Annotated in this window: 18 protein-coding genes and 1 tRNA gene; 5 read left to right on the top strand and 14 right to left on the bottom strand. The window is 69.1% G+C overall.

The genetic code is table 11. The features are described 5' to 3' along the window. Positions 1-31: 31 nt before the first annotated feature. From EXE47_RS03505 to EXE47_RS03540, 8 genes are all read right to left on the bottom strand, one after another. Entirely contained in the window at positions 32-538 is a 507-nt protein-coding gene (locus tag EXE47_RS03505; RefSeq protein WP_089307828.1) for a DUF5797 family protein, read from the bottom strand. After that, complete coding sequence (gatA, locus tag EXE47_RS03510; protein WP_089307829.1) at positions 535-1,839, bottom strand: Asp-tRNA(Asn)/Glu-tRNA(Gln) amidotransferase subunit GatA; 1,305 nt, start codon at positions 1,837-1,839, stop codon at positions 535-537. The genes EXE47_RS03505 and gatA overlap by 4 nt, the downstream gene beginning before the upstream one ends. Next, positions 1,840-2,175, bottom strand: a complete 336-nt coding sequence (gatC, locus tag EXE47_RS03515) for an Asp-tRNA(Asn)/Glu-tRNA(Gln) amidotransferase subunit GatC (RefSeq protein WP_089307830.1) — start codon at positions 2,173-2,175, stop codon at positions 1,840-1,842. 70 nt (positions 2,176-2,245) lie between these two features. Further along, positions 2,246-2,689, bottom strand: coding sequence for a DUF5788 family protein (locus tag EXE47_RS03520; RefSeq protein WP_089307831.1), 444 nt, complete (start codon positions 2,687-2,689; stop codon positions 2,246-2,248). Positions 2,690-2,741: 52 nt separating this feature from the next. After that, positions 2,742-3,257, bottom strand: coding sequence for a universal stress protein (locus EXE47_RS03525; RefSeq protein WP_049930059.1), 516 nt, complete (start codon positions 3,255-3,257; stop codon positions 2,742-2,744). A 198-nt stretch (positions 3,258-3,455) separates the two neighbouring features. Then, positions 3,456-4,610 (bottom strand): pyridoxal phosphate-dependent aminotransferase, encoded by a 1,155-nt coding sequence (locus tag EXE47_RS03530; protein WP_049930061.1) that lies wholly within the window; start codon positions 4,608-4,610, stop codon positions 3,456-3,458. A 27-nt stretch (positions 4,611-4,637) separates the two neighbouring features. Further along, complete coding sequence (gene ribH / locus EXE47_RS03535) at positions 4,638-5,042, bottom strand: 6,7-dimethyl-8-ribityllumazine synthase (protein WP_049930063.1); 405 nt, start codon at positions 5,040-5,042, stop codon at positions 4,638-4,640. Positions 5,043-5,150: 108 nt separating this feature from the next. Next, a complete protein-coding gene (locus EXE47_RS03540) occupies positions 5,151-5,459 on the bottom strand; it encodes a hypothetical protein (protein WP_089307832.1) in 309 nt (102 codons plus the stop codon). A 164-nt stretch (positions 5,460-5,623) separates the two neighbouring features. Between EXE47_RS03540 and msrA the strand changes: the two genes are divergently transcribed. Continuing rightward, positions 5,624-6,163, top strand: coding sequence for a peptide-methionine (S)-S-oxide reductase MsrA (gene msrA / locus EXE47_RS03545; RefSeq protein ID WP_049930066.1), 540 nt, complete (start codon positions 5,624-5,626; stop codon positions 6,161-6,163). A 208-nt stretch (positions 6,164-6,371) separates the two neighbouring features. Here msrA and EXE47_RS03550 read toward each other — a convergent pair whose 3' ends face one another. Next, positions 6,372-7,130, bottom strand: coding sequence for a creatininase family protein (locus EXE47_RS03550; protein ID WP_086216466.1), 759 nt, complete (start codon positions 7,128-7,130; stop codon positions 6,372-6,374). Between the two features lie 637 nt (positions 7,131-7,767). Between EXE47_RS03550 and EXE47_RS03555 the strand changes: the two genes are divergently transcribed. Further along, positions 7,768-8,448 carry a metallophosphoesterase gene (locus EXE47_RS03555; RefSeq protein ID WP_089307833.1) on the top strand — a complete coding sequence of 227 codons (681 nt, stop codon included), beginning with the start codon at positions 7,768-7,770 and terminating at the stop codon, positions 8,446-8,448. A gap of 1 nt (position 8,449) precedes the next feature. Here the strand turns inward: EXE47_RS03555 and EXE47_RS03560 are convergent, their stop codons facing one another. Both EXE47_RS03560 and EXE47_RS03565 read right to left on the bottom strand, forming a co-directional pair. Beyond that, positions 8,450-10,669: a prolyl oligopeptidase family protein gene (locus tag EXE47_RS03560; protein ID WP_089307834.1), complete on the bottom strand. Its 2,220-nt coding sequence runs from the start codon at positions 10,667-10,669 to the stop codon at positions 8,450-8,452. Positions 10,670-10,812: 143 nt separating this feature from the next. Continuing rightward, positions 10,813-11,130, bottom strand: a complete 318-nt coding sequence (locus tag EXE47_RS03565; protein WP_049933489.1) for a hypothetical protein — start codon at positions 11,128-11,130, stop codon at positions 10,813-10,815. Positions 11,131-11,340: 210 nt separating this feature from the next. Between EXE47_RS03565 and EXE47_RS03570 the strand changes: the two genes are divergently transcribed. Beyond that, a complete protein-coding gene (locus tag EXE47_RS03570) occupies positions 11,341-12,420 on the top strand; it encodes an NAD(P)/FAD-dependent oxidoreductase (RefSeq protein ID WP_049933490.1) in 1,080 nt (359 codons plus the stop codon). A 180-nt stretch (positions 12,421-12,600) separates the two neighbouring features. On the opposite strand, the gene EXE47_RS03575 is transcribed toward EXE47_RS03570, so the two are convergent. Together EXE47_RS03575 and EXE47_RS03580 are read right to left on the bottom strand one after the other, a co-directional pair. Continuing rightward, entirely contained in the window at positions 12,601-13,113 is a 513-nt protein-coding gene (locus tag EXE47_RS03575; RefSeq protein ID WP_089307835.1) for a GrpB family protein, read from the bottom strand. Between the two features lie 281 nt (positions 13,114-13,394). Continuing rightward, positions 13,395-13,465: transfer RNA gene (locus EXE47_RS03580), tRNA-Gly, on the bottom strand. Positions 13,466-13,693: 228 nt separating this feature from the next. On the opposite strand from EXE47_RS03580, the gene EXE47_RS03585 reads away from it, so the two are divergent. After that, a complete protein-coding gene (locus EXE47_RS03585) occupies positions 13,694-14,218 on the top strand; it encodes a DoxX family protein (RefSeq protein ID WP_049932775.1) in 525 nt (174 codons plus the stop codon). Between the two features lie 13 nt (positions 14,219-14,231). Then, positions 14,232-14,516 (top strand): hypothetical protein, encoded by a 285-nt coding sequence (locus EXE47_RS03590; protein WP_049897570.1) that lies wholly within the window; start codon positions 14,232-14,234, stop codon positions 14,514-14,516. A 101-nt stretch (positions 14,517-14,617) separates the two neighbouring features. Here EXE47_RS03590 and EXE47_RS03595 read toward each other — a convergent pair whose 3' ends face one another. Further along, positions 14,618-17,065 carry a methyl-accepting chemotaxis protein gene (locus tag EXE47_RS03595; protein ID WP_089307836.1) on the bottom strand — a complete coding sequence of 816 codons (2,448 nt, stop codon included), beginning with the start codon at positions 17,063-17,065 and terminating at the stop codon, positions 14,618-14,620. Between the last annotated feature and the right edge of the window lie 57 nt (positions 17,066-17,122).

Consider the following 17,122-nt stretch of genomic DNA (forward strand, 5'->3'; position numbering starts at 1 on the left):
TCGTATCGGCACTCGGTCGGCCGACGGGCGCCTACTCCTCGACCTCGACCGTGATCTCGTCGCGCGCGACCGCCAGCCGGAACGTCGGCACGGTGCGGTAAACCACCTCGACGACGTTCTTGCGCTCCAGACTGCGGAGCGCCCGCCGCACCGCGTCCACCTCGGGATCGGCGTCGAACGCCTCGCGGAGCGCGTTGAGCACGCTCACGACGGACTGCGACCGCTCGTCCGGTCCGGCGAGCACCTCGGTGACCCGCGACTCCAGCTCGGAGACGCGGATCGTCTCCGGGACCGCGCCGCGCGCGACCGCGTCGGGCTCGACCCCGGGCTCGACGTCGACGAGGTCGTTCGCCTCCGCCGTCGCGCGGATCAGGCTGTCGTCGTCGCGGTAGTAGTACTCCTTCAGGTGGTTCTCGAGGTAGCCGTGGACCTCGCTGCCGCTCTCCATCTCCCAGGCGTCCTGGAGCTCGCCGTTCTTCGTCGGCTGGAGGCGGACCACGTCCGCCAGTCGGTCCCGCTCCTCGTCCGTGAGGCTCATCTGTCTTCAACCGCGCTCGCGGCGCGGACGATGGTCTCCTCGCCGAACTTCGGCCCGACGAGCTGGAGCCCGACCGGGAGCCCGTCGGCCTCGCCGGCGGGGACCGAGATCGCTGGGAGATTCGCGAGGTTGGCCGGCGTCGTGTTCGCGTCGGCGAGGTACATCCGCAGCGGGTCGTCGAGGCTCTCGCCTAGTTCGAAGGGGAGGACCGGCATGGTCGGCGAGGCGATGACATCTACCTCGTCGAACGCCGCCTCGAAGTCCTGCCGGACCCACGCGCGGGCGTCCTGCGCCTTCTCGTAGTACTTGTCGTGGTACCCGGCCGAGAGCGCGTACGTGCCGAGGAGGATCCGGCGCTTGACCTCCGCCCCGAACCCCTCCTCGCGCGTCTCCGCGAACGACTCGTTCCAGTTGCCGTCGGCGTCGCTCCGGTGGCCGTACCGGACCCCGTCGAAGCGCGCGAGGTTCGAGGACGCCTCCGCCATCGCGATCACGTAGTACGCCTGGACCGCGTGCTCGACGGACGGCAGGGAGATGTCGGTCGTCTCCGCGCCCTGCGCTTCGAGGTCCGCGATCGCGGCCTCGACCGTCTCGACGACGCGCTCGTCGGCGCCCTCGAACAGCTCCGTGGGGACGCCGATCGTCAGCCCCGCCACGTCGCCGTCCGCGGCCGCGGCGTAGCTCGCGTCCGGGTCCGCGCCCTCGACCTCGCGCAGGTCGCGGGTCGTCCCGTCGTGGGGGTCGTCGCCGGCGATGACATCGAGCGCTGCGGCGGCCTCCTCGACGGTGCCCGCGATCGGCCCGATCTGTTCGAGCGAGTTCGCGTACGCGATGAGCCCGTACCGGGAGACGAGCCCGTACGTCGGCTTGATCCCGACGACGCCGCAGAACGCGGCCGGACAGCGCACCGAGCCGCCGGTGTCGGAGCCGAGCGCGATGTCCGCCTCGCCCGCCGCGACCGCGGCCGCGGAGCCGCCCGAGGAGCCGCCCGGGACGCGGTCGGTGTCGACCGGGTTCCGGGTGGGGCCGAACGCCGAGGTCTCGGTCGTCGTCCCCATCCCGAACTCGTCCATGTTCGTCTTCCCGACGACCGTCGCGCCCGCGTCGGTCAGCCGGTCGACCACGGTCGCGGAGTAGGGCGGGACGTAGTCGGCGAGCATCTCCGAGCCGCAGGTCGTCCGGACCCCCTCGGTGGAGATATTGTCCTTCACCGCCACGGTCGCGTCCGCGAGGGGACCGTCCGCGTCCGCGTCGCCCTCGATCCGCTCCTCCGTCACGAAGGCGTTGATGTCGGCCGCCATCTACGACACCTTCGGGCCGACGAAGAAGCCGTCTTCCGTCTCCTCGGCGTTCGCGAGCGCCTCCTCCTGCGAGAGGCCGTCGCGGACCTCGTCGGGGCGCATCACGTTGACGAGGTCCTCCTCGCGTTCGGTCTCGGGGACCTCGTCGAGCGCCTCGAAGTACTCTAAGATGTCGCCGAACTGCGCCGCGAACTCGTCGACCTCGTCGTCGGCGAGCCGGACGCGCGCCAGGTCGGCGACGTGACGGACCTCCTCGGCGTCGACGGCGGCCGCGGCGTCGTCGCCCCCGTCGGAGGACTCCCCCGCGTCATCCGTCGACTCGGACGTATCGCTCATACGAGCAGGTGTCCCGGACCGGGAGTAAGGGTTTCGGAACGTCGCATCGGACGCCCGCCGAGGCCCGCGATCACCGGACCTCGTCGACGAAGGCGAGCCAGCGCTCGTGGCCGTCCAGCGTCGCGGAGCGGTGCTCGTCGGCGAAGTCGGGGTGGCGGATCGTCTCCAATGCGTTCAGCGCCCGGTCGATCCCGACGATCTCGTCCGCGAGCCGTTCGGCGGTCTCACGGTCGAGCGGGGGGTCATCGGGGGTGTCGCCCGCGTTGGTTTCGGCGCCTTCGCCTCGCAGCCGGGCCATCCGACGCTCGCGCTCGGCGCGGAGCGTCGACTTCACCGACGACACCTTGCGCTCGACCTCCGGCGGGACCGTGTCGACGGCGCGCGTCTCCACGATGAACTCGGAGAGGTCGACCGCGGTGCCGTCGATGGTGACCTCGTCCGGGACCGACGCGCCGACCGTCGCGCTCTGGCTGGTGACCCGGTCGAGTATCGCCTCTCGCTCGGCCTCGTCCATGCGGTCCCGTTGCGGGGCGCCGGGAAAATGTGCTGCGGTGACGGAGCGACCGTCACTCGCCGTCCGATTCGTCCGCCCGGACCGTCACGACGGGCGCGTCCGCCAGCCGCACGACCTTCTCTGTGACGCTCCCCAGCAGGTAGCGCTCGACGCCGGTGCGGCCGTGGGTCCCCATCACGATGAGGTCGGCGTCGTGGTCGTCGGCGTACTGGAGGATCGCCGAGTGAGGGGTCCCCATCTCGACGGCCGTCGTCATGTCGATGTCGTCCGGTGACTCCGCCGCGGCCCCGACGAGCTCTCTCGCGTGAGCGGTGAGCTCGGCCTCGACCTCGTCGGCGTCGACGTCCTCGTGTCTGCCGATGTAGCCCGTCTCCGGCGAGACCCCGCTCATCGCCTGGCTGTCTTCGTGGACGAACGCCCCGCTCACGCCGAGGCCGCCCTCGCGGGTGTCGACGACGTGGACCACGTGGACCGTCGCGTCGAACGCCGACGCGAGTTCGCTCACGTGTGCCGCCGCCGCTTCCGAGCCGGCGCTTCCGTCCGTCGGGAACAGTATGTTGTCGTACATCGTACCACCGAGTTGAAACTTCGCGGAGCAGCGGTAAAAACGCACCGCAGATTCGCGCTACTGGGGGATGCGGCCGCTCAGCTGGAGAATTCAGCGACGACGCACTGACGAAAAGCGAGGCGATGCGTCGACCGGGAGGGCTCCCGAGAGCGCGGCGGTGCGCCGGCCGCGACGCGCCGGTCCGGAGACCGTCCCCCGCTACAGCAGGTCGTTCGAGACGAGGCGGTCGACCGCCTCGCGCAGGCGCTCTTCGCTCGCGGCGTAGGAGATGCGCGCGTAGCCCGGGGCGTTGAACGCGCTCCCGGGGACGCAGGCGACCGCGGCCTCCTCGATCGCCGCCTCGCACCACGCCTGATCGTCGTCGTCGACGGGGATCATCATGTAGAACGCGCCGTCGCCGACGTCGACGTCGACGCCGTGCTCGTCGAACAGGTCGACGAGGAGGTCGCGGCGGTCGGCGAAGGCGTCGCGCATCTCCTCAACCGCCGCCTCGGTGTTCTCTAAGGCCTCGATCCCGGCGCGCTGGACGAAGTTCGTCGCGCAGGAGACGGAGTGGGAGTGGAGCTTCCCCGCCTCGCCGACGAACTCGTCGGTGGCGTGGAGGTAGCCGAGCCGCCAGCCGGTCATCGAGTACGCCTTCGAGAAGCCGTTGATCGTCACCGTGCGGTCGGCCATCCCGTCGAGGCTCGCGAGCGAGACGTGCTCGGCGTCGTAGACGATGCGCTCGTATATCTCGTCGGAGATGACCGCGACGTCGTGCTCGACGGCGAGATCGCGAACGCCCTCCATCGCGGCCTCGGAGAACACCGCGCCGGTGGGATTGGACGGGGAGTTGACGACGAGGAGTTCGGTGTCGTCGGAGACCGTCTCGGCGAGCTCGTCGAGCGCGGGCTCCAGCTGGAACCCGTGCGGCGCGAGGTCGACCCGAGAGAGGTCGCCGCCGGCGAGCTTCGCCATCGCCTCGTAGGAGACCCACGCGGGGTCGAGGAGCACGACCTCGTCGCCCTCGTCGATCAGCGTCTGGAACGTCTCGTACAGCGCCTGCTTGCCGCCGGGGGTGACGATCACCTCGTCCGCGTCGGCGTCGATCCCGGTGCCGCGGAGCTTCGCCGCGATCGCCTCCTTGAGTTCGGGCACGCCGTTCGAGGAGGTGTATCCCGTGTGGCCCGCGTCGAGCGCGTCCTTGCCCGCTTCGACGACGTTCTCCGGGGTGTCGAAGTCGGGCTCGCCGACCGAGAGGTCGACGATGTCGGCTCCTTCGGCCTCCTTCTCCGCCGCGAGGTTCGATATCGCCAGCGTCGCGCTGGGCTCTACGCGTCCGATCCGCTCCGAGAAGTCGTATGCGTCGCTCATGTGTCGTGTGTAGTCGGCTCGTGGGTGTCAGTCGAGTTCCTCGGCGAGGTCGATCGCCGCCGCGGCCGCGTCCGCGCCCTTGTCGATCCGCTCGCGCGCCTCCGCGCCGGACATCCCGGGGCCGCTCACGCCGAAGGTGACCGGCGTGTCCCGGTCGAGGCTCACGTCGGTGAGCTTCTCGGCGGTCGCGGTCGCGATGACCCGGTCGTGGTCGGTGTCGCCGGTGACGATGGCGCCGACGACCGCGACCGCGTCGACGTCCTCGCGGCGCGCGAGGCGGTCGGCGGCCAGCGGGCTGTCGTACGCGCCCGGCACGCTCAGTTCGTCGACGACGACGGCGTCGCGGTCGGCCGCCGCCTCGCGGGCGGCCTCGGCCATCGGCTCCGTGACGGAGTCGTTGAACCGCGCCACCACCAGTCCCAGCGAGACCATACCGGGACTGGAGCGGGCGACGGCAAAGGTCTACCGTTCGACCGCAGGGTTGCCGGGCGAACGCGTTCGGCGACGGGGGCGGTCGGAGCCCGACCGCCGGACACGAGGTCACGCGCGTGAGGCGATCGGGTCCCGTCCCGCCCACAGGACGTAGAACCCGTACAGCAGCAGCGACAGGAACCCGACCAGAAGCGAGACGGCGAGGAGGAGCCCGATCGGAGGGGGAAGCGAAACGATCGGTCCCTGTTCGAGTCCGATCACGGCTCGGAGGCCGAACCAGAGGACGAACGCCGGGAGGACGTACCGTTTGGCGCGGTTGGTCCCGGTCACTCGTTCGGCAACCACGATGACGCAGATCCCGACCAGCGGGATGAGCATGGATAGAACGTTTTCGCCACCACCGAACCACTCGATCATCTAGGGGACATCTCCGCTCGGAGAACTTGGTGCCTCGGTTCGCTGATTCCTCGGACGGGGTCCGGCACGTCGTGACCGCGATTCGAGTTAGCTGTGGATCGCCAGCCGGCACACGCGCCGCACGCCGCGGGTCATTAATACGTCTGCGACGCCAACGGGGTCCCATGACAGAGACCGAGACCGCGACGGTCGGCGGCGGCTGCTTCTGGTGCGTCGAGGCGGCGTTCAAGCAGCTCGACGGGATCGAAAGCGTCACCTCCGGCTACGCCGGCGGCCACGCGGACGACCCGACCTACCGCGAGGTGTGTACCGGCAACACCGGCCACGCGGAGGTCGTCCAGGTCGAGTACGACGCCGACGCCCTCTCCTACGAGGACATCCTCGAAGTGTTCTTCACGGTCCACGACCCGACGCAACTGAACCGACAGGGCCCGGACGTTGGGAGCCAGTACCGCTCGATCGTGCTCTCTCACGACGACGAGCAGCGGCGGCTCGCGGAGGAGTACGTGGCGGCCCTCGACGAGGAGGGCGGCTACGACGACGAGGTCGTGACCGAGGTCGAACCGCTGGAGACGTTCTACCGCGCCGAGGAGAAACACCAGGACTACTTCGAGAAGAACCCGGCCGACGCCTACTGTACGATGCACGCGCAGCCGAAGGTTGAGAAGGTCCGCGAGCGGTTCCGCGAGAAGGTCAAAGCGTAGGGACCGGTAGGGAACGCCTCCGAGGCCTCATTCATCCGTTGATAAATAGCCGGCTCCGTTGAAATCCTTAATTATTGATAGGATCGGCGTGCGAGATACGGAGGATGTAGTCAGCACCTGAACAATGTTACTTTCTCCGTCTATATCCTGAATCAGCCGGTAGAATTCGCTTGCCCATTAATCGTTCAACTTCGGTGGTGACGAGTATCTACACAGAACGACGTTCGTTCTCGATGTGATCAACGTAGGTATCCACCACGTTCTGAATGATAGTTTCGCCAGCTTCAGCGGTTGCTTCAGCCGGATCGCCAAGCACACCGTTTTGGGTGATTGTTTTGAACCCCTCGCTGAGAAGGCGAGCGGTAGAGATCTTTCCTTCGGGGCCGGGCTCGATGTTCTCCATCTTGACCAAGTCCTCATTTACCGCCAACACCACCGCTGTCTCGGCTGCGCCGGCGTGAATCACATCTTGATGGTAGTCGATTCCTGCCTCACTGAGGCCATCATTCAGTAACTGCATATGCTCGTCAAGGTCAGCGAGGGGAATCACGGTGGCCTCGATTTCTCGGCCGACATCGGGTGCGACAGTTTTGACTGGGCCGAAGTTCCCACCGTGGGTCGGGACAAGGACGATGTGTTCGAAGCCGTGTTCATCGAGCGACCGACAATATGCCCGGATCACATCCATCAATGTCTCGGGCGGGACAGTGATTGTTCCCGGGAACTCCATATGATGCCCCGAGCATCCAGGCCGAATCGTCGGCGCAGCAATCGCGTCCCCTAGTTTCTCCGCAATCCGCCGCGAGAGTTCGTCACCGTCCAATGTGTCCATGTTCAACGGGAGATGAGGGCCGTGCTGTTCGATTGAACCGACGGCGACAATCGCGGTCCGTGTTCCGTTTTCGAGCGCCGATTCGACTTCTGGCCATACCATCTCCTCAAGGAGTATTGACCCGCGAGAAGACATACAGATGATAATGTTCCCGCATAGTTTAAAAATCCTGTCACACAGAAAGAGAGCACTCAGATCGATCCGGGCATAGCCGCGAACTACGTCCCCTGTACTGAGCGATCCGGCCTGACCGAATCCGAGAGGAACTTAGTACGACACTCGCGCTCTGTATTCAGTACGAATCCAAGAACAGATAACCTGCTGAGGATTTCAACAGACCCAAACGGTCGTTTGCGAATCGGTGGAGAACACCACCGAAGCCCCAGTCGCGAGGCCGCAGTACGCTCGTTGCGCTCCTCGCTCGCTCCGCTCGCTGCGGTGCTTACGTCGCCTACTGCGGCCTCGCGACTGCCCCTTCGAGTCCCATCCGACCGCGACCGCACCGCACCTCACGGCTCCCCAGCCTCGTCACCGGACGACGTCCGGTTGTAAGCGAGAGCGGTGCTCTCGCCCTGTCGGTGGTCCGAAGCGAAGCGGAGGACCACCGACTCCCTCGCGCGTGCTCCTCGCAGCCGCCTTCGGCGGCCGCTCGCAGGCACGCGCCACCGCGGCTACCTATTGAAATGCCTCCCGAAACCTCACACCCCGGTCACTCGTCTTATGGCCCCTCTCGCCACAACCTATTCCCTCCCGCCATTCGAATCACGTCTCGATGAAGATCGGTCTCATCTCGGACGTTCACGCGAACCTCCCCGCGCTGGAGACGGTCCTCGACGACATGCCGACGGTCGACCGCATCTACTGCGCGGGCGACGTGGTCGGCTACAACCCGTGGCCCGCCGACTGCGTCGAGCGCGTGCGCGATGTCGCGGCCGCGACAGTGCGCGGGAACCACGACCGCACCGTCGAGACCCCCGAGCGCTACCGCGCCAACCGGATGGCGGAGGCGGGGCTCGAACGCGCGAAGGCGTCGCTGTCGGCCGACCAGCGCGACTGGATCGGTGATCTCCCGCGCACGGAGACGTTCGGGGGCGACCGGTACCTGCTCGCCCACTCCCACCCCGCCGCAGAGCGCGAGGACGCCTACGTCTACCCGGACGACTTCCCGACCCTCGACCGGCACATGGGGGAGTACGACGGGATCGTCCTCGGCCACACCCACGTTCAGGGGGTCCGCGAGGTGGCCGGCGGCTTCGTCTGTAACCCGGGCAGCGTCGGCCAGCCCCGCGACGGCGACCCGCGGGCGGGCTACGCGGTCCTCGACACGACGGCCGACGGGGCCGACGCGGTCGAGACGCATCGCGTGGAGTACGACATCGACAGCGTCGCCGAGGCGGTCCGCAAGGCCGATTTGCCGGACCTGACCGCCGAGCGCCTCTACGAGGGGGAGTGAGTCAGGCGCCGTCGGCGGGATCGCCGGCGGCCTCCCCGCCCACGCCGCGATCGTCGCTCCCGACCTTCACGTCCAACCGCTCGTAGAGGAACGCCCACGAGTCGGTCTGCTCGTCGACGACCATCGAGGCGGGCTTGCCGACGCCGTGGCCCGTCTCTGACTTGGTCCGCAGGAGGAAGGGGCCGCCCTCGGCCTCGTGCTGGAGCCGCGCGGTCATCTTCCGGGCGTGCGAGGGGTGGACGCGCGTGTCGCTCGCGGCCGTGGTGAAGTAGACGGGCGGGTGGGTCGCGTCGGGATCGACGTTGTGGTACGGCGAATACTCCTTGAGATACTCGAACGCCTCCGGGTCCTCGGGGTGACCGTACTCCGTCGTCCACGACTCGCCGAGCAGGAACCGGTGGAACCGGAGCATGTCCAGCAGCGGGACCGCGCACTGCGCGGCCGCCCACAGATCCGGGCGCTGGGTGACCACCGCGCCGACCGAGAGCCCTCCGTTCGACCCGCCGGCGACCGCGAGGTGGTCCGCGTCGGTGAGCCCCGACTCGCAGAGCGCCTCGCCCGCCGCGACGAAGTCGTCGAAGGTGTGCTGTTTGTCTTCCAGCATGCCGGCCTCGTGCCAGGGCTCGCCGTACTCGTAGCCGCCGCGGGCGCACACCGCCGCGAACGCGCCGCCGTCGGCGAGGAACGGGAGCCGGAACCGGCCGAACGAGGGCGTGATGCTGTTGCGGAATCCGCCGTAGCCGTACAGCACGGTCGGACGGGGACCCTCAACGTTCACTTCCTCGCGGTAGCAGACGAACACCGGCACCTCGGCGCCGTCCGTCGAGTCGACGAACCGCTGTTCGACGACGAGGTCGTCGGGAACGGGGAGGTCCACCGAGTCGACCTCCGCCGACGCGAGTTCGGGCGCGTCGCCGCCCTCGCCGACCCCGTCGCCTTCGCCCGGCGATTCGTCGGCGAGGTCGAGTTTCCGAACCGCCGGCGGGCGGTCGAAGCCGGTCAGGCCGAAGAACGCCTCGGGCGCGTCGCGGTTCCCGGAGACCCACGTGACAGAGCAGTACGACGGCAGCGAGACGTCTCGGAGGTGCGTCCCGTCGCGGTCGTGGACAGAGAGCCGCGAGTGGGCGTCCCGCTGGCGGTGGACGAGGAGGCGATCCGGGGTCGGCACGACCGACTGGAGGATCCCCTCGCCGCCGGGGAGGACCTCGCGGCACTCCTCGAACGAGAGGTCCCCCTCGCGGAAGCGGTCGACGGAGCAGGCGAGCAGCCGTCGCCGGGGTGCGCCGTGGTCCGTCGAGACGAACGCCGTTCCGTCGTGGAACCGGACGGAGGTCTCGGCGTCGGTGTCGGTCAGGACCGGCCGGAGGTCGCCGTCGACTCGGACGTACCACTCGGTGCCGCCCACCATCTCGGAGAAAGCGACCGCGAGCAGTCCCGAGTCCGGGTCAACGGTCACGCGCGGCCAGACGTGCTGGTCGTCGTGTTCGAGGAGGACCGACTCCGCGTCGGGGCCGTCCGCGAACCGGAACCGGCGGATCTCCTTGTCCATCTGCGCGCCGTCGGCCGCGCCGCCGGTGGCGACGTAGACGAGCCCCTCGTCGTCGGCCGTCCACGCGAGGCTCCCGGCGTTGACGCGGCCGCGCTCGGGGAGGGACGCGATCTCCTCGACGCCCGGGCCGTATCCCTCGGCCTCCGGAGACTCAACTCTGGAGTCGCTCGGATCGGGGACCGACAGGACGCGCACGTCGTAGTTCTCGTCGCCCCCGTCGGTGACGCCGACCGCGACACGCTCGCCGTCGTGGGAGGGGACGTACCACGCCATCGACCGGGGCGGGCGGTCGCCATCGCGGTTCGCCGCCCACGCGTTCGGGTCGACGAGGACGCGGTCGGTGCCGTCCGGCGCGTCGCGGACGACGAGCCGAGCGTGGTCCGCGCCGGGCTCGCGGACCGTTGCGAAGTACCGGCCCTCGCGAACGCTGATCGGACCGTAGTCGGCCACCTCGACGAGGTCCGCGAAGCGCGGGCGGAGGCGGTCGCGGAGGGCGTCGTCGAGCGCGGCGTCGACGTGGTCGTTCTGGGCGTCGGCCCACTCGCTGACCGCCGCGTCGTCGCCTTCGAGCCACCGGTACGGGTCGTCGACATCGATCCCGTGGAGCGTCTCCGTGACGACCTCGCGTCTGGTCTCCGGCGGGGACGGCGCCGGAGCGGACTGTCGTGACATACGTTCGCCTGTGGCCGGTGACGCAAAACGGCTGGGGTCGCGGCGGCCGCGCCCGCCGGTCGGCTCGCTTCGGGGTCAGCGAGGCGACCGGGCTCAGCGAGGCGACTCCGCCCAACGAAGCGACCCCGCCCACGATCGCGGAGTCACGGCCACAGTCCGGCGACGAACAGGAGGTTTCGGGCGGCGACCGCCAGCGAGAGCGCGCCGACGCCGCCGCACATCAGCGTCGCGACGAACCGCCGCGTCCCGCCGGCGACCGCGACCGGAACGCCGATGACCGCCATCCCGACGGCCTTCGTGAGGAGCATCCCGCCGAGGAGGCCGAACCGGGAGATGAACAGGCGGCCGACCGGCGACCCCTCGACGTACTCGCTCCCGGTGAGCGCGACGTACGTCGTTCCGACGTCGGCGGCCGCCCCGACGATCAGGAGGCCGACGGCGATGGCGAGGCGAGAGGGCACTGACTGGCCAGACGCGGTACGACCTCATAAACGTCCGGACCGCCTTCCCCTCGTCCCGCCTCGGAGTCCTGCGGTCTGACGGCGTCGCTCCGGGCGGCGGCGGCGGGACGCGCACTTCGAGTAGCGCGGGACGGTCGCGCCAGCGGTGGCTGGTCGCGGGGCGCGCACACCACGGCGCCATTTAAACCGGCGGAGCGCGTATCACGGATAATGAGTTCGTCCGACGACGAGTACGAGATCGCGGTGGTCGGCGGCGGGCCGGCGGGGCTGACGACCGCGCTGTACGGTGCCCGCCTGGGGCACGAGACGGTGCTGATCGACCGCGGCGGCGGCCGCGCCGCGATGATGGCCGACACCCACAACGTGATCGGCGTCACGGAGGAAGTGTCCGGGAACGAGCTGCTCGCCACCGGGCGCGAGCAGGTACAGTCGTACGGCGGCACCTTCGAGCGCGGCTTCGTCACCGACGTCGAGCGCACCGACGACGACCGGTTCCGCCTGTCCACGAACGACAGCGAGATCCTCGCGGACCGCGTCGTCCTCGCGACGGGCTTCTCCGACGAGCGCCCGGAGCCGCCGCTCCCGCGGAACGCGAAGGGGCTCCACTGGTGTCTCCACTGTGACGCCTACATGTTCGTCGACGAGCCGGTGTACGTGATGGGTCACGGCGAGGCCGCCGCGCACGTCGCGATGATCATGCTGAACATGACCGACGACGTGGACCTCCTGACGCGCGGCGCGGAGCCGACGTGGAGCGATGAGACCGCGACGCAGCTGGAGGCGCACCCGGTCGAGGTCGTTCACGACGACATCTCGGGCGTCGAGAACGATCCCGACTCCGGCTGGCTCGAAGCGATGGAGTTCGAGGACGGCACCCGCCGCGAGTACCGGGGCGGGTTCCCGATGTACGGCTCCGACTACAACACCGCGCTCGCCGAGGCGCTCGGCTGCGACCTGACCGACGGCGGCGAGATCGACGTCGACGACCACGGCCGCACCAGCGAGGACGGCGTCTTCGCGGTGGGCGACATCACGCCCGGCCACAATCAAGTGCCCGTCGCGATGGGGCAGGGGGCGAAGGCCGGTATCGCGGTCCACAAGGAGCTCCGCGAGTTCCCGCGGTCGACGGAGGATATCGCGCAGGACGGTCCGGTCGACGAGGACGAGGTGCCCGCCATCCCGCCGCACCTCATGGCGACCGCCGTCGCCCACGAGGGGCACGCGGGCGGGCCGCGAGACGAGGCGACCGCCGAGGCCGGCGCGGAGCAGCCCGCGGCAGACGACGACTGAGGCGCCGCGAGGTCGCGACTCCGTCCGCTCGACGCGACCCGTCTCGGACGACGGCAAGAACGGGCCCGCGTCGACACGGCGACCTCTCTGATTCCCGGCCCCGGCCCCAAGGCAGGGGCCGTCGACGGTGACGCGGCGCTAACCCGTCTCTCGCCGACGGCACCTCGACCGCGGACCGCGTCAGTCCCGTCGATCGAGGACGGCTCGCACGAACGCGCCCTTCTCGGCGGTGTACCGCTGTCGGTTCTCGGGATACCGTGCCGCGAGCCGTCGTTTCAACGAGGCGTACCGCTCGGCGAGTTCCGGATCGCTCCGAAGCGCGTCCCTGAACGCGATCTTCTCGTGGTGGAACGCGCTTCCGACTTCGGCGATCGACAGATAGCACGTACGATTCTCTGGCGGTCCCTTCGCGAGGAACACCCGCCCGTCCACCTCATCGGGGCGTCGTTCGTAGCCGTGCGTTTCGAGCGCTGGGACGAGGTCGCTCGCGGTCGTCGATTCGTCGACTACGGCGAGCACGTCGAGTATCGGCTTGGCTGGCATCCCCTCGACCGCGGTACTGCCGATGTGTTCGAACTGACGGACGCGATCACCGACTGCGCTCCGTAACCGAGCCACCTCCGTGTCGTACGCGTCGCTCCACGACTCCCGATACGGCACGACTTCGACGGTCCCCCGTGCGAGTCCGACCACACTCGGGCCTCGTCCTCGCAGTATAAATCCTTTACAGCGTTCTCTTACCTCGTTCGGGGGGTCGCTGAGCGGAACGAATCGACCGTTAAGCGACGAAGTGATTCAGAAAATGCGCCGGCCGGGACTCCCGCGAGCGAGCGGGGGTACGGCCGGCGCACGACCGAAGGGAGTGCGCCGGCCGGGATTTGAACCGAAATCGGACGTGCTCGCTCACTCCGTTCGCTGCGCGCGACTGATAGGGTTCAAACCCGGCGGCGATTTCTCTCACTTCGTTCGAGAAATGCGCCGGCCGGGATTTGAACCCGGGCCATGAGCTTGGAAGGCTCAGGTCCTACCACTAGACCACCGGCGCTCGCGTCGGTCGATGACGCATCTACACGTAGGCGGAACGACTTTCATAAGCGTTCCGTGTTCTGACGGGGCTCGAACGCGATTCCCGGCGCCGATCCGGGTATGTATACTTAAAGAGCCACGATACTGCGGACGTGTCCCAGCGCTCTAGAACGCTTTTCAGCCGCTTAGAACCCTGTACGGTACATATGTGTGTACCCACCCAACGTACATCCGTGAGGTGACACCGATGTCATACCAATCGAGCAATCCGCTGGTCGGCGAGGTCGAGTTCGCCCTAGAGGGACCGTGGGCGACCTACTGGATCGCGTTCCTGCGCGTCGTGACCGGGTGGTGGTTCTTCCACGCCGGGGTCACCAAGATCATCGAGAACGGGTTCGCGTTCACCTACGGGCCGTCGTACATGAAGGGCATGACCGGCACCGCGCTGGGCGGCATCCCCGTCTGGATGGGGAACAACCTCGCGTGGCTCATCGAGCCCGGCGTGCCGCTGTTCGAGACGCTCATCGGCCTCGCGCTGATCGCGGGGGCGTTCACCCGGTTGGCCGCGTTCGGCGGGGTCATCTTCATGGTCCTGTTCTGGGTCGGGAACGCCGGCTTCGGTCACGGCGTCGTCAACAGCGACCTGATGGGCCTGTTCCTGTTCATGACCGTGATCGTGCTCGCGGCCGGTCGGTACTACGGGCTCGACGCGCTCCTCGAACAGACGGCGCTCGTCAAGCAGAACCCCAAGCTGCGGTACCTGCTCGGTTAAGAGGTGATTCACTATGACAGACACCATTGACAAGGCGGCACGGGCGTTGAGCGCGGGACTGATGCTGTTCGGCATCGTGGTCCTCGGACTAGTCGAGACGTTCACCGGCAAACCGTTCGCCCCGGCCCCGATAACGAACGAGGCGGGCGAGGTGACCGCGATGCCGCTGATCAGCCCGGAGATCCGGACCGGCTTCGTGCTGGCCGGCCTCGTGGTGCTCGGGCTGTACGCGGCCTACCGGTTCGTGGCGCCGCTCCCCGAGGACCGAGGCGTCAGCCACGAGACGATGGCTGACTGAGAAGCGAGGCACCCGGCCGCGACATCACCGGTAGTGCTCGTCGCCGCGGGCGACGACGACCACTTTCCTTCGTTCTAACGTTCGCTGAGAGCCGTCTCCGGCTACGCCGAGTCGTCGGCGTGCGGCTCGCCTAGCTCTCCAGTTCCGTGAGCGGTGCCGCCGTCGGTGCTGGCGGGGGCGGCGTCGGACGGCTCCTCGTCCGCGCCGAACGTGAACGCCGTCTCGCCCGTCTCACCCGATCTGCCGGCGGCGGGTTCGCCGACCGAATCGCCGTCCGCGCCCCCGACAACGTCGTCCCCGGCCTCGGCGTCGACCTCGAAGCCCTCTGTCATCTCCCGCAGGTCGCTGGCGCGCTCGTGGAGGTCGTGCGCCTGTTCGGACACCTCGCCGAGCGTGGCGGCCTGCTCCTCGGCGGCAGAGGCGACGGTGGTCGCCTCGGCGGTGGTCTGTTCGCTCACGCCCGCAAGGTCGTCGACCGCGCCGGTCACCTCGTTGACCGACTGCGCCTGCGCGTCCATCGCGCCGGAGATCTCCTGAACGCCGTTGTCGGCCTCGCTCACGCGGTCGGCGACCTCGGCGAGCGCGTCCTCCGCGTCTTCCACGACGTCGACCCCGTCGTCGACGCCCTCGCGGATCGCGGCCATCTCGTCGACGCTCTCGTCGGTACGCTCGCGGAGGCTCTCGATCAGCGACTCCACCTCCGCGGCGGACGCCTGGGTCTCCTCGGCGAGCGACTTGACCTCCTCGGCCACGACCGCGAAGCCGGAGCCGGCCTCGCCCGCGCGGGCGGCCTCGATCGAGGCGTTGAGCGCGAGCAGGTTCGTCTGGTCGGCGATCTCCGAGATCGTCTCGACGATCGCGTCGACCTCCGCCATCTCGGCCTCGAGCCGCTCGACCGTCTCCGCGGCGGACTCCGAGCGGGACTCGATCGCGTGGAGCTCGTCGACGGCGTCGGCGGCCGCCTCGCGCCCCTCCTCGGTGAGCGCGTCGGCCTGCCGGGAGGTGGTCGCGACCTCGTCCGCGGAGGCGGCGACCTCCTCGACGGTCGCCGACATGTCCTCCATCTCGCCGGCGACCTCGGCCAGCTGACGGCTCTGCCGCTCCGCCCCGGCCGATATCTCGTCGACCGCGTCGCTCGTCTCCCGGCCGGCGGCGGCGGCCTCGTCGGTGCCGTCGGTGACCGCGTCGCTCCGGTCGGCCACTTCGACCGCGAACGCGTCGACCTCCGCGATCGCGGCCTCCAGCTCGTCCATCGCGTCGTTGAACTCCGCGGCGATCGCGCGGAGCGCCTCGGGGTCGTCCGGCTCTGCGTCGAGCCGAGCCGTGAGGTCGCCGTCGGCGCAGGAGGCCAATGTCTCGCCGAAGTCGCCCGCCCGCGACTCCAGGCGGTCGGCGAACGCCTCGCTCTCCGCCTTCGCCGCCTCGGCGCGCTCGCGCTGCGTCTCCGCCGACTCGATCTGCTCGCGCAGGGAGTCCCGCATGGTCGCGAACGCCCCGGCGAGGTCGCCGAACTCGTCGCGCCGCGCCGTGTCGAAGTCGACGTCGAGGTCGCCGTCGGCCAGCGCCGACGCCCGGGCCCGGAGCTGGTTCAGCTCGACGACGGTCCCCCGGCCGAGCGTCACGCCGATGAGCCCGAGCCCGACGACCGCGACGCCGACGATGAGGAGCAGGTTCCGCCCGATCATCCCCGAGAGCGCGTACGCCTCTGAGAGGGGGACGTGGACCGCGACGTACCAGGCCTCGGTTGGAACCGGGGCGTAGGCGACGAAGTACCGCTCGCCGTCGGCGAGTTCGAGCGTCGCCGACGGGACGGACCCGATCGGGTTCTGTCGGTCGAAGAGCTGCGACCGGACCGGTTCGTCGTACCGCTCGCCCGCGACGCCGTCGCGATCGCTCGCGCCGATCTCGCCGTCGGTCTCGACGATCGAGGTGAACGTGCCGTCCGTCGGTTGCCGGAAGTCGCCGACGAGCGAGCCGAGCGAGACCTCCATGACCACGTATTTTCGTTTCGGCGTCCCGGCCACGTAGGCGACCCGGCGCTCGCCGTCGACCTCGTACGTCGCCGTCGTGGTGACGGTGTCGCCGAGTAGGAGCCCGTCGTCGAACCACTGCTGGCTCGTGAGCGTCTCCGCTCGGTCACCGTTCCCGCCCGCCTCGTCGGTCGACGCGAGTACCGCGCCGTCCTCGGGGTCGATGTAGTGGAACGCAAGCACGCCGTCGCTCGCCCGAGACAGATGCGAGGAGAGATACGCCGCGACGGCGGCCGAGTCCTCGCTGTAGATGTCGTTGTCAGCGGCCTCCGCGACGGTCCCGCGCCGGTCGGCGGTCCAGCTGCCGGCTTCGGTGGCGCTCAGCTCCGCGACGGCCGTGTAGTCGCTCTGGGCGCTCGACTCGAGCTGCTCGGTCGTCTCCGCGTACGTGACGGCCCCGACGGCGCCGATCGCGAGGACGACGACGACGAGGGCGACGAGGAACTTCGCGAGGTAACTCCGGGCCACCGCGTCGGGCGCGACCCGACGCAGGACCCGTTCGAGGAAGGTGTCGGCCATTACCAGCAGGCGGTCGGCAGGGACCCTTTAATCCACCCCCGTCGATATTGTCTGTGA

This window comes from Halorubrum sp. GN12_10-3_MGM (assembly GCF_005435235.1).
Lineage (GTDB): Archaea > Halobacteriota > Halobacteria > Halobacteriales > Haloferacaceae > Halorubrum > Halorubrum ezzemoulense.

Excerpts from the sequence above, each read along its gene's own strand:
- EXE47_RS03540 (WP_089307832.1), bottom strand. The coding sequence starts at position 5,459 with ATGATCGAGTGGTTCGGTGGTGGCGAAAACGTTCTATCCATGCTCATC.
- EXE47_RS03595 (WP_089307836.1), bottom strand. The coding sequence starts at position 17,065 with ATGGCCGACACCTTCCTCGAACGGGTCCTGCGTCGGGTCGCGCCCGAC.
- EXE47_RS03590 (WP_049897570.1), top strand. The coding sequence starts at position 14,232 with ATGACAGACACCATTGACAAGGCGGCACGGGCGTTGAGCGCGGGACTG.
- EXE47_RS03530 (WP_049930061.1), bottom strand. The coding sequence starts at position 4,610 with ATGAGCGACGCATACGACTTCTCGGAGCGGATCGGACGCGTAGAGCCC.
- EXE47_RS03570 (WP_049933490.1), top strand. The coding sequence starts at position 11,341 with ATGAGTTCGTCCGACGACGAGTACGAGATCGCGGTGGTCGGCGGCGGG.
- EXE47_RS03550 (WP_086216466.1), bottom strand. The coding sequence starts at position 7,130 with ATGTCTTCTCGCGGGTCAATACTCCTTGAGGAGATGGTATGGCCAGAA.
- gatA (WP_089307829.1), bottom strand. The coding sequence starts at position 1,839 with ATGGCGGCCGACATCAACGCCTTCGTGACGGAGGAGCGGATCGAGGGC.
- EXE47_RS03525 (WP_049930059.1), bottom strand. The coding sequence starts at position 3,257 with ATGTACGACAACATACTGTTCCCGACGGACGGAAGCGCCGGCTCGGAA.
- EXE47_RS03520 (WP_089307831.1), bottom strand. The coding sequence starts at position 2,689 with ATGGACGAGGCCGAGCGAGAGGCGATACTCGACCGGGTCACCAGCCAG.
- ribH (WP_049930063.1), bottom strand. The coding sequence starts at position 5,042 with ATGGTCTCGCTGGGACTGGTGGTGGCGCGGTTCAACGACTCCGTCACG.
- EXE47_RS03585 (WP_049932775.1), top strand. The coding sequence starts at position 13,694 with ATGTCATACCAATCGAGCAATCCGCTGGTCGGCGAGGTCGAGTTCGCC.
- EXE47_RS03555 (WP_089307833.1), top strand. The coding sequence starts at position 7,768 with ATGAAGATCGGTCTCATCTCGGACGTTCACGCGAACCTCCCCGCGCTG.
- msrA (WP_049930066.1), top strand. The coding sequence starts at position 5,624 with ATGACAGAGACCGAGACCGCGACGGTCGGCGGCGGCTGCTTCTGGTGC.
- EXE47_RS03560 (WP_089307834.1), bottom strand. The coding sequence starts at position 10,669 with ATGTCACGACAGTCCGCTCCGGCGCCGTCCCCGCCGGAGACCAGACGC.
- gatC (WP_089307830.1), bottom strand. The coding sequence starts at position 2,175 with ATGAGCGATACGTCCGAGTCGACGGATGACGCGGGGGAGTCCTCCGAC.
- EXE47_RS03505 (WP_089307828.1), bottom strand. The coding sequence starts at position 538 with ATGAGCCTCACGGACGAGGAGCGGGACCGACTGGCGGACGTGGTCCGC.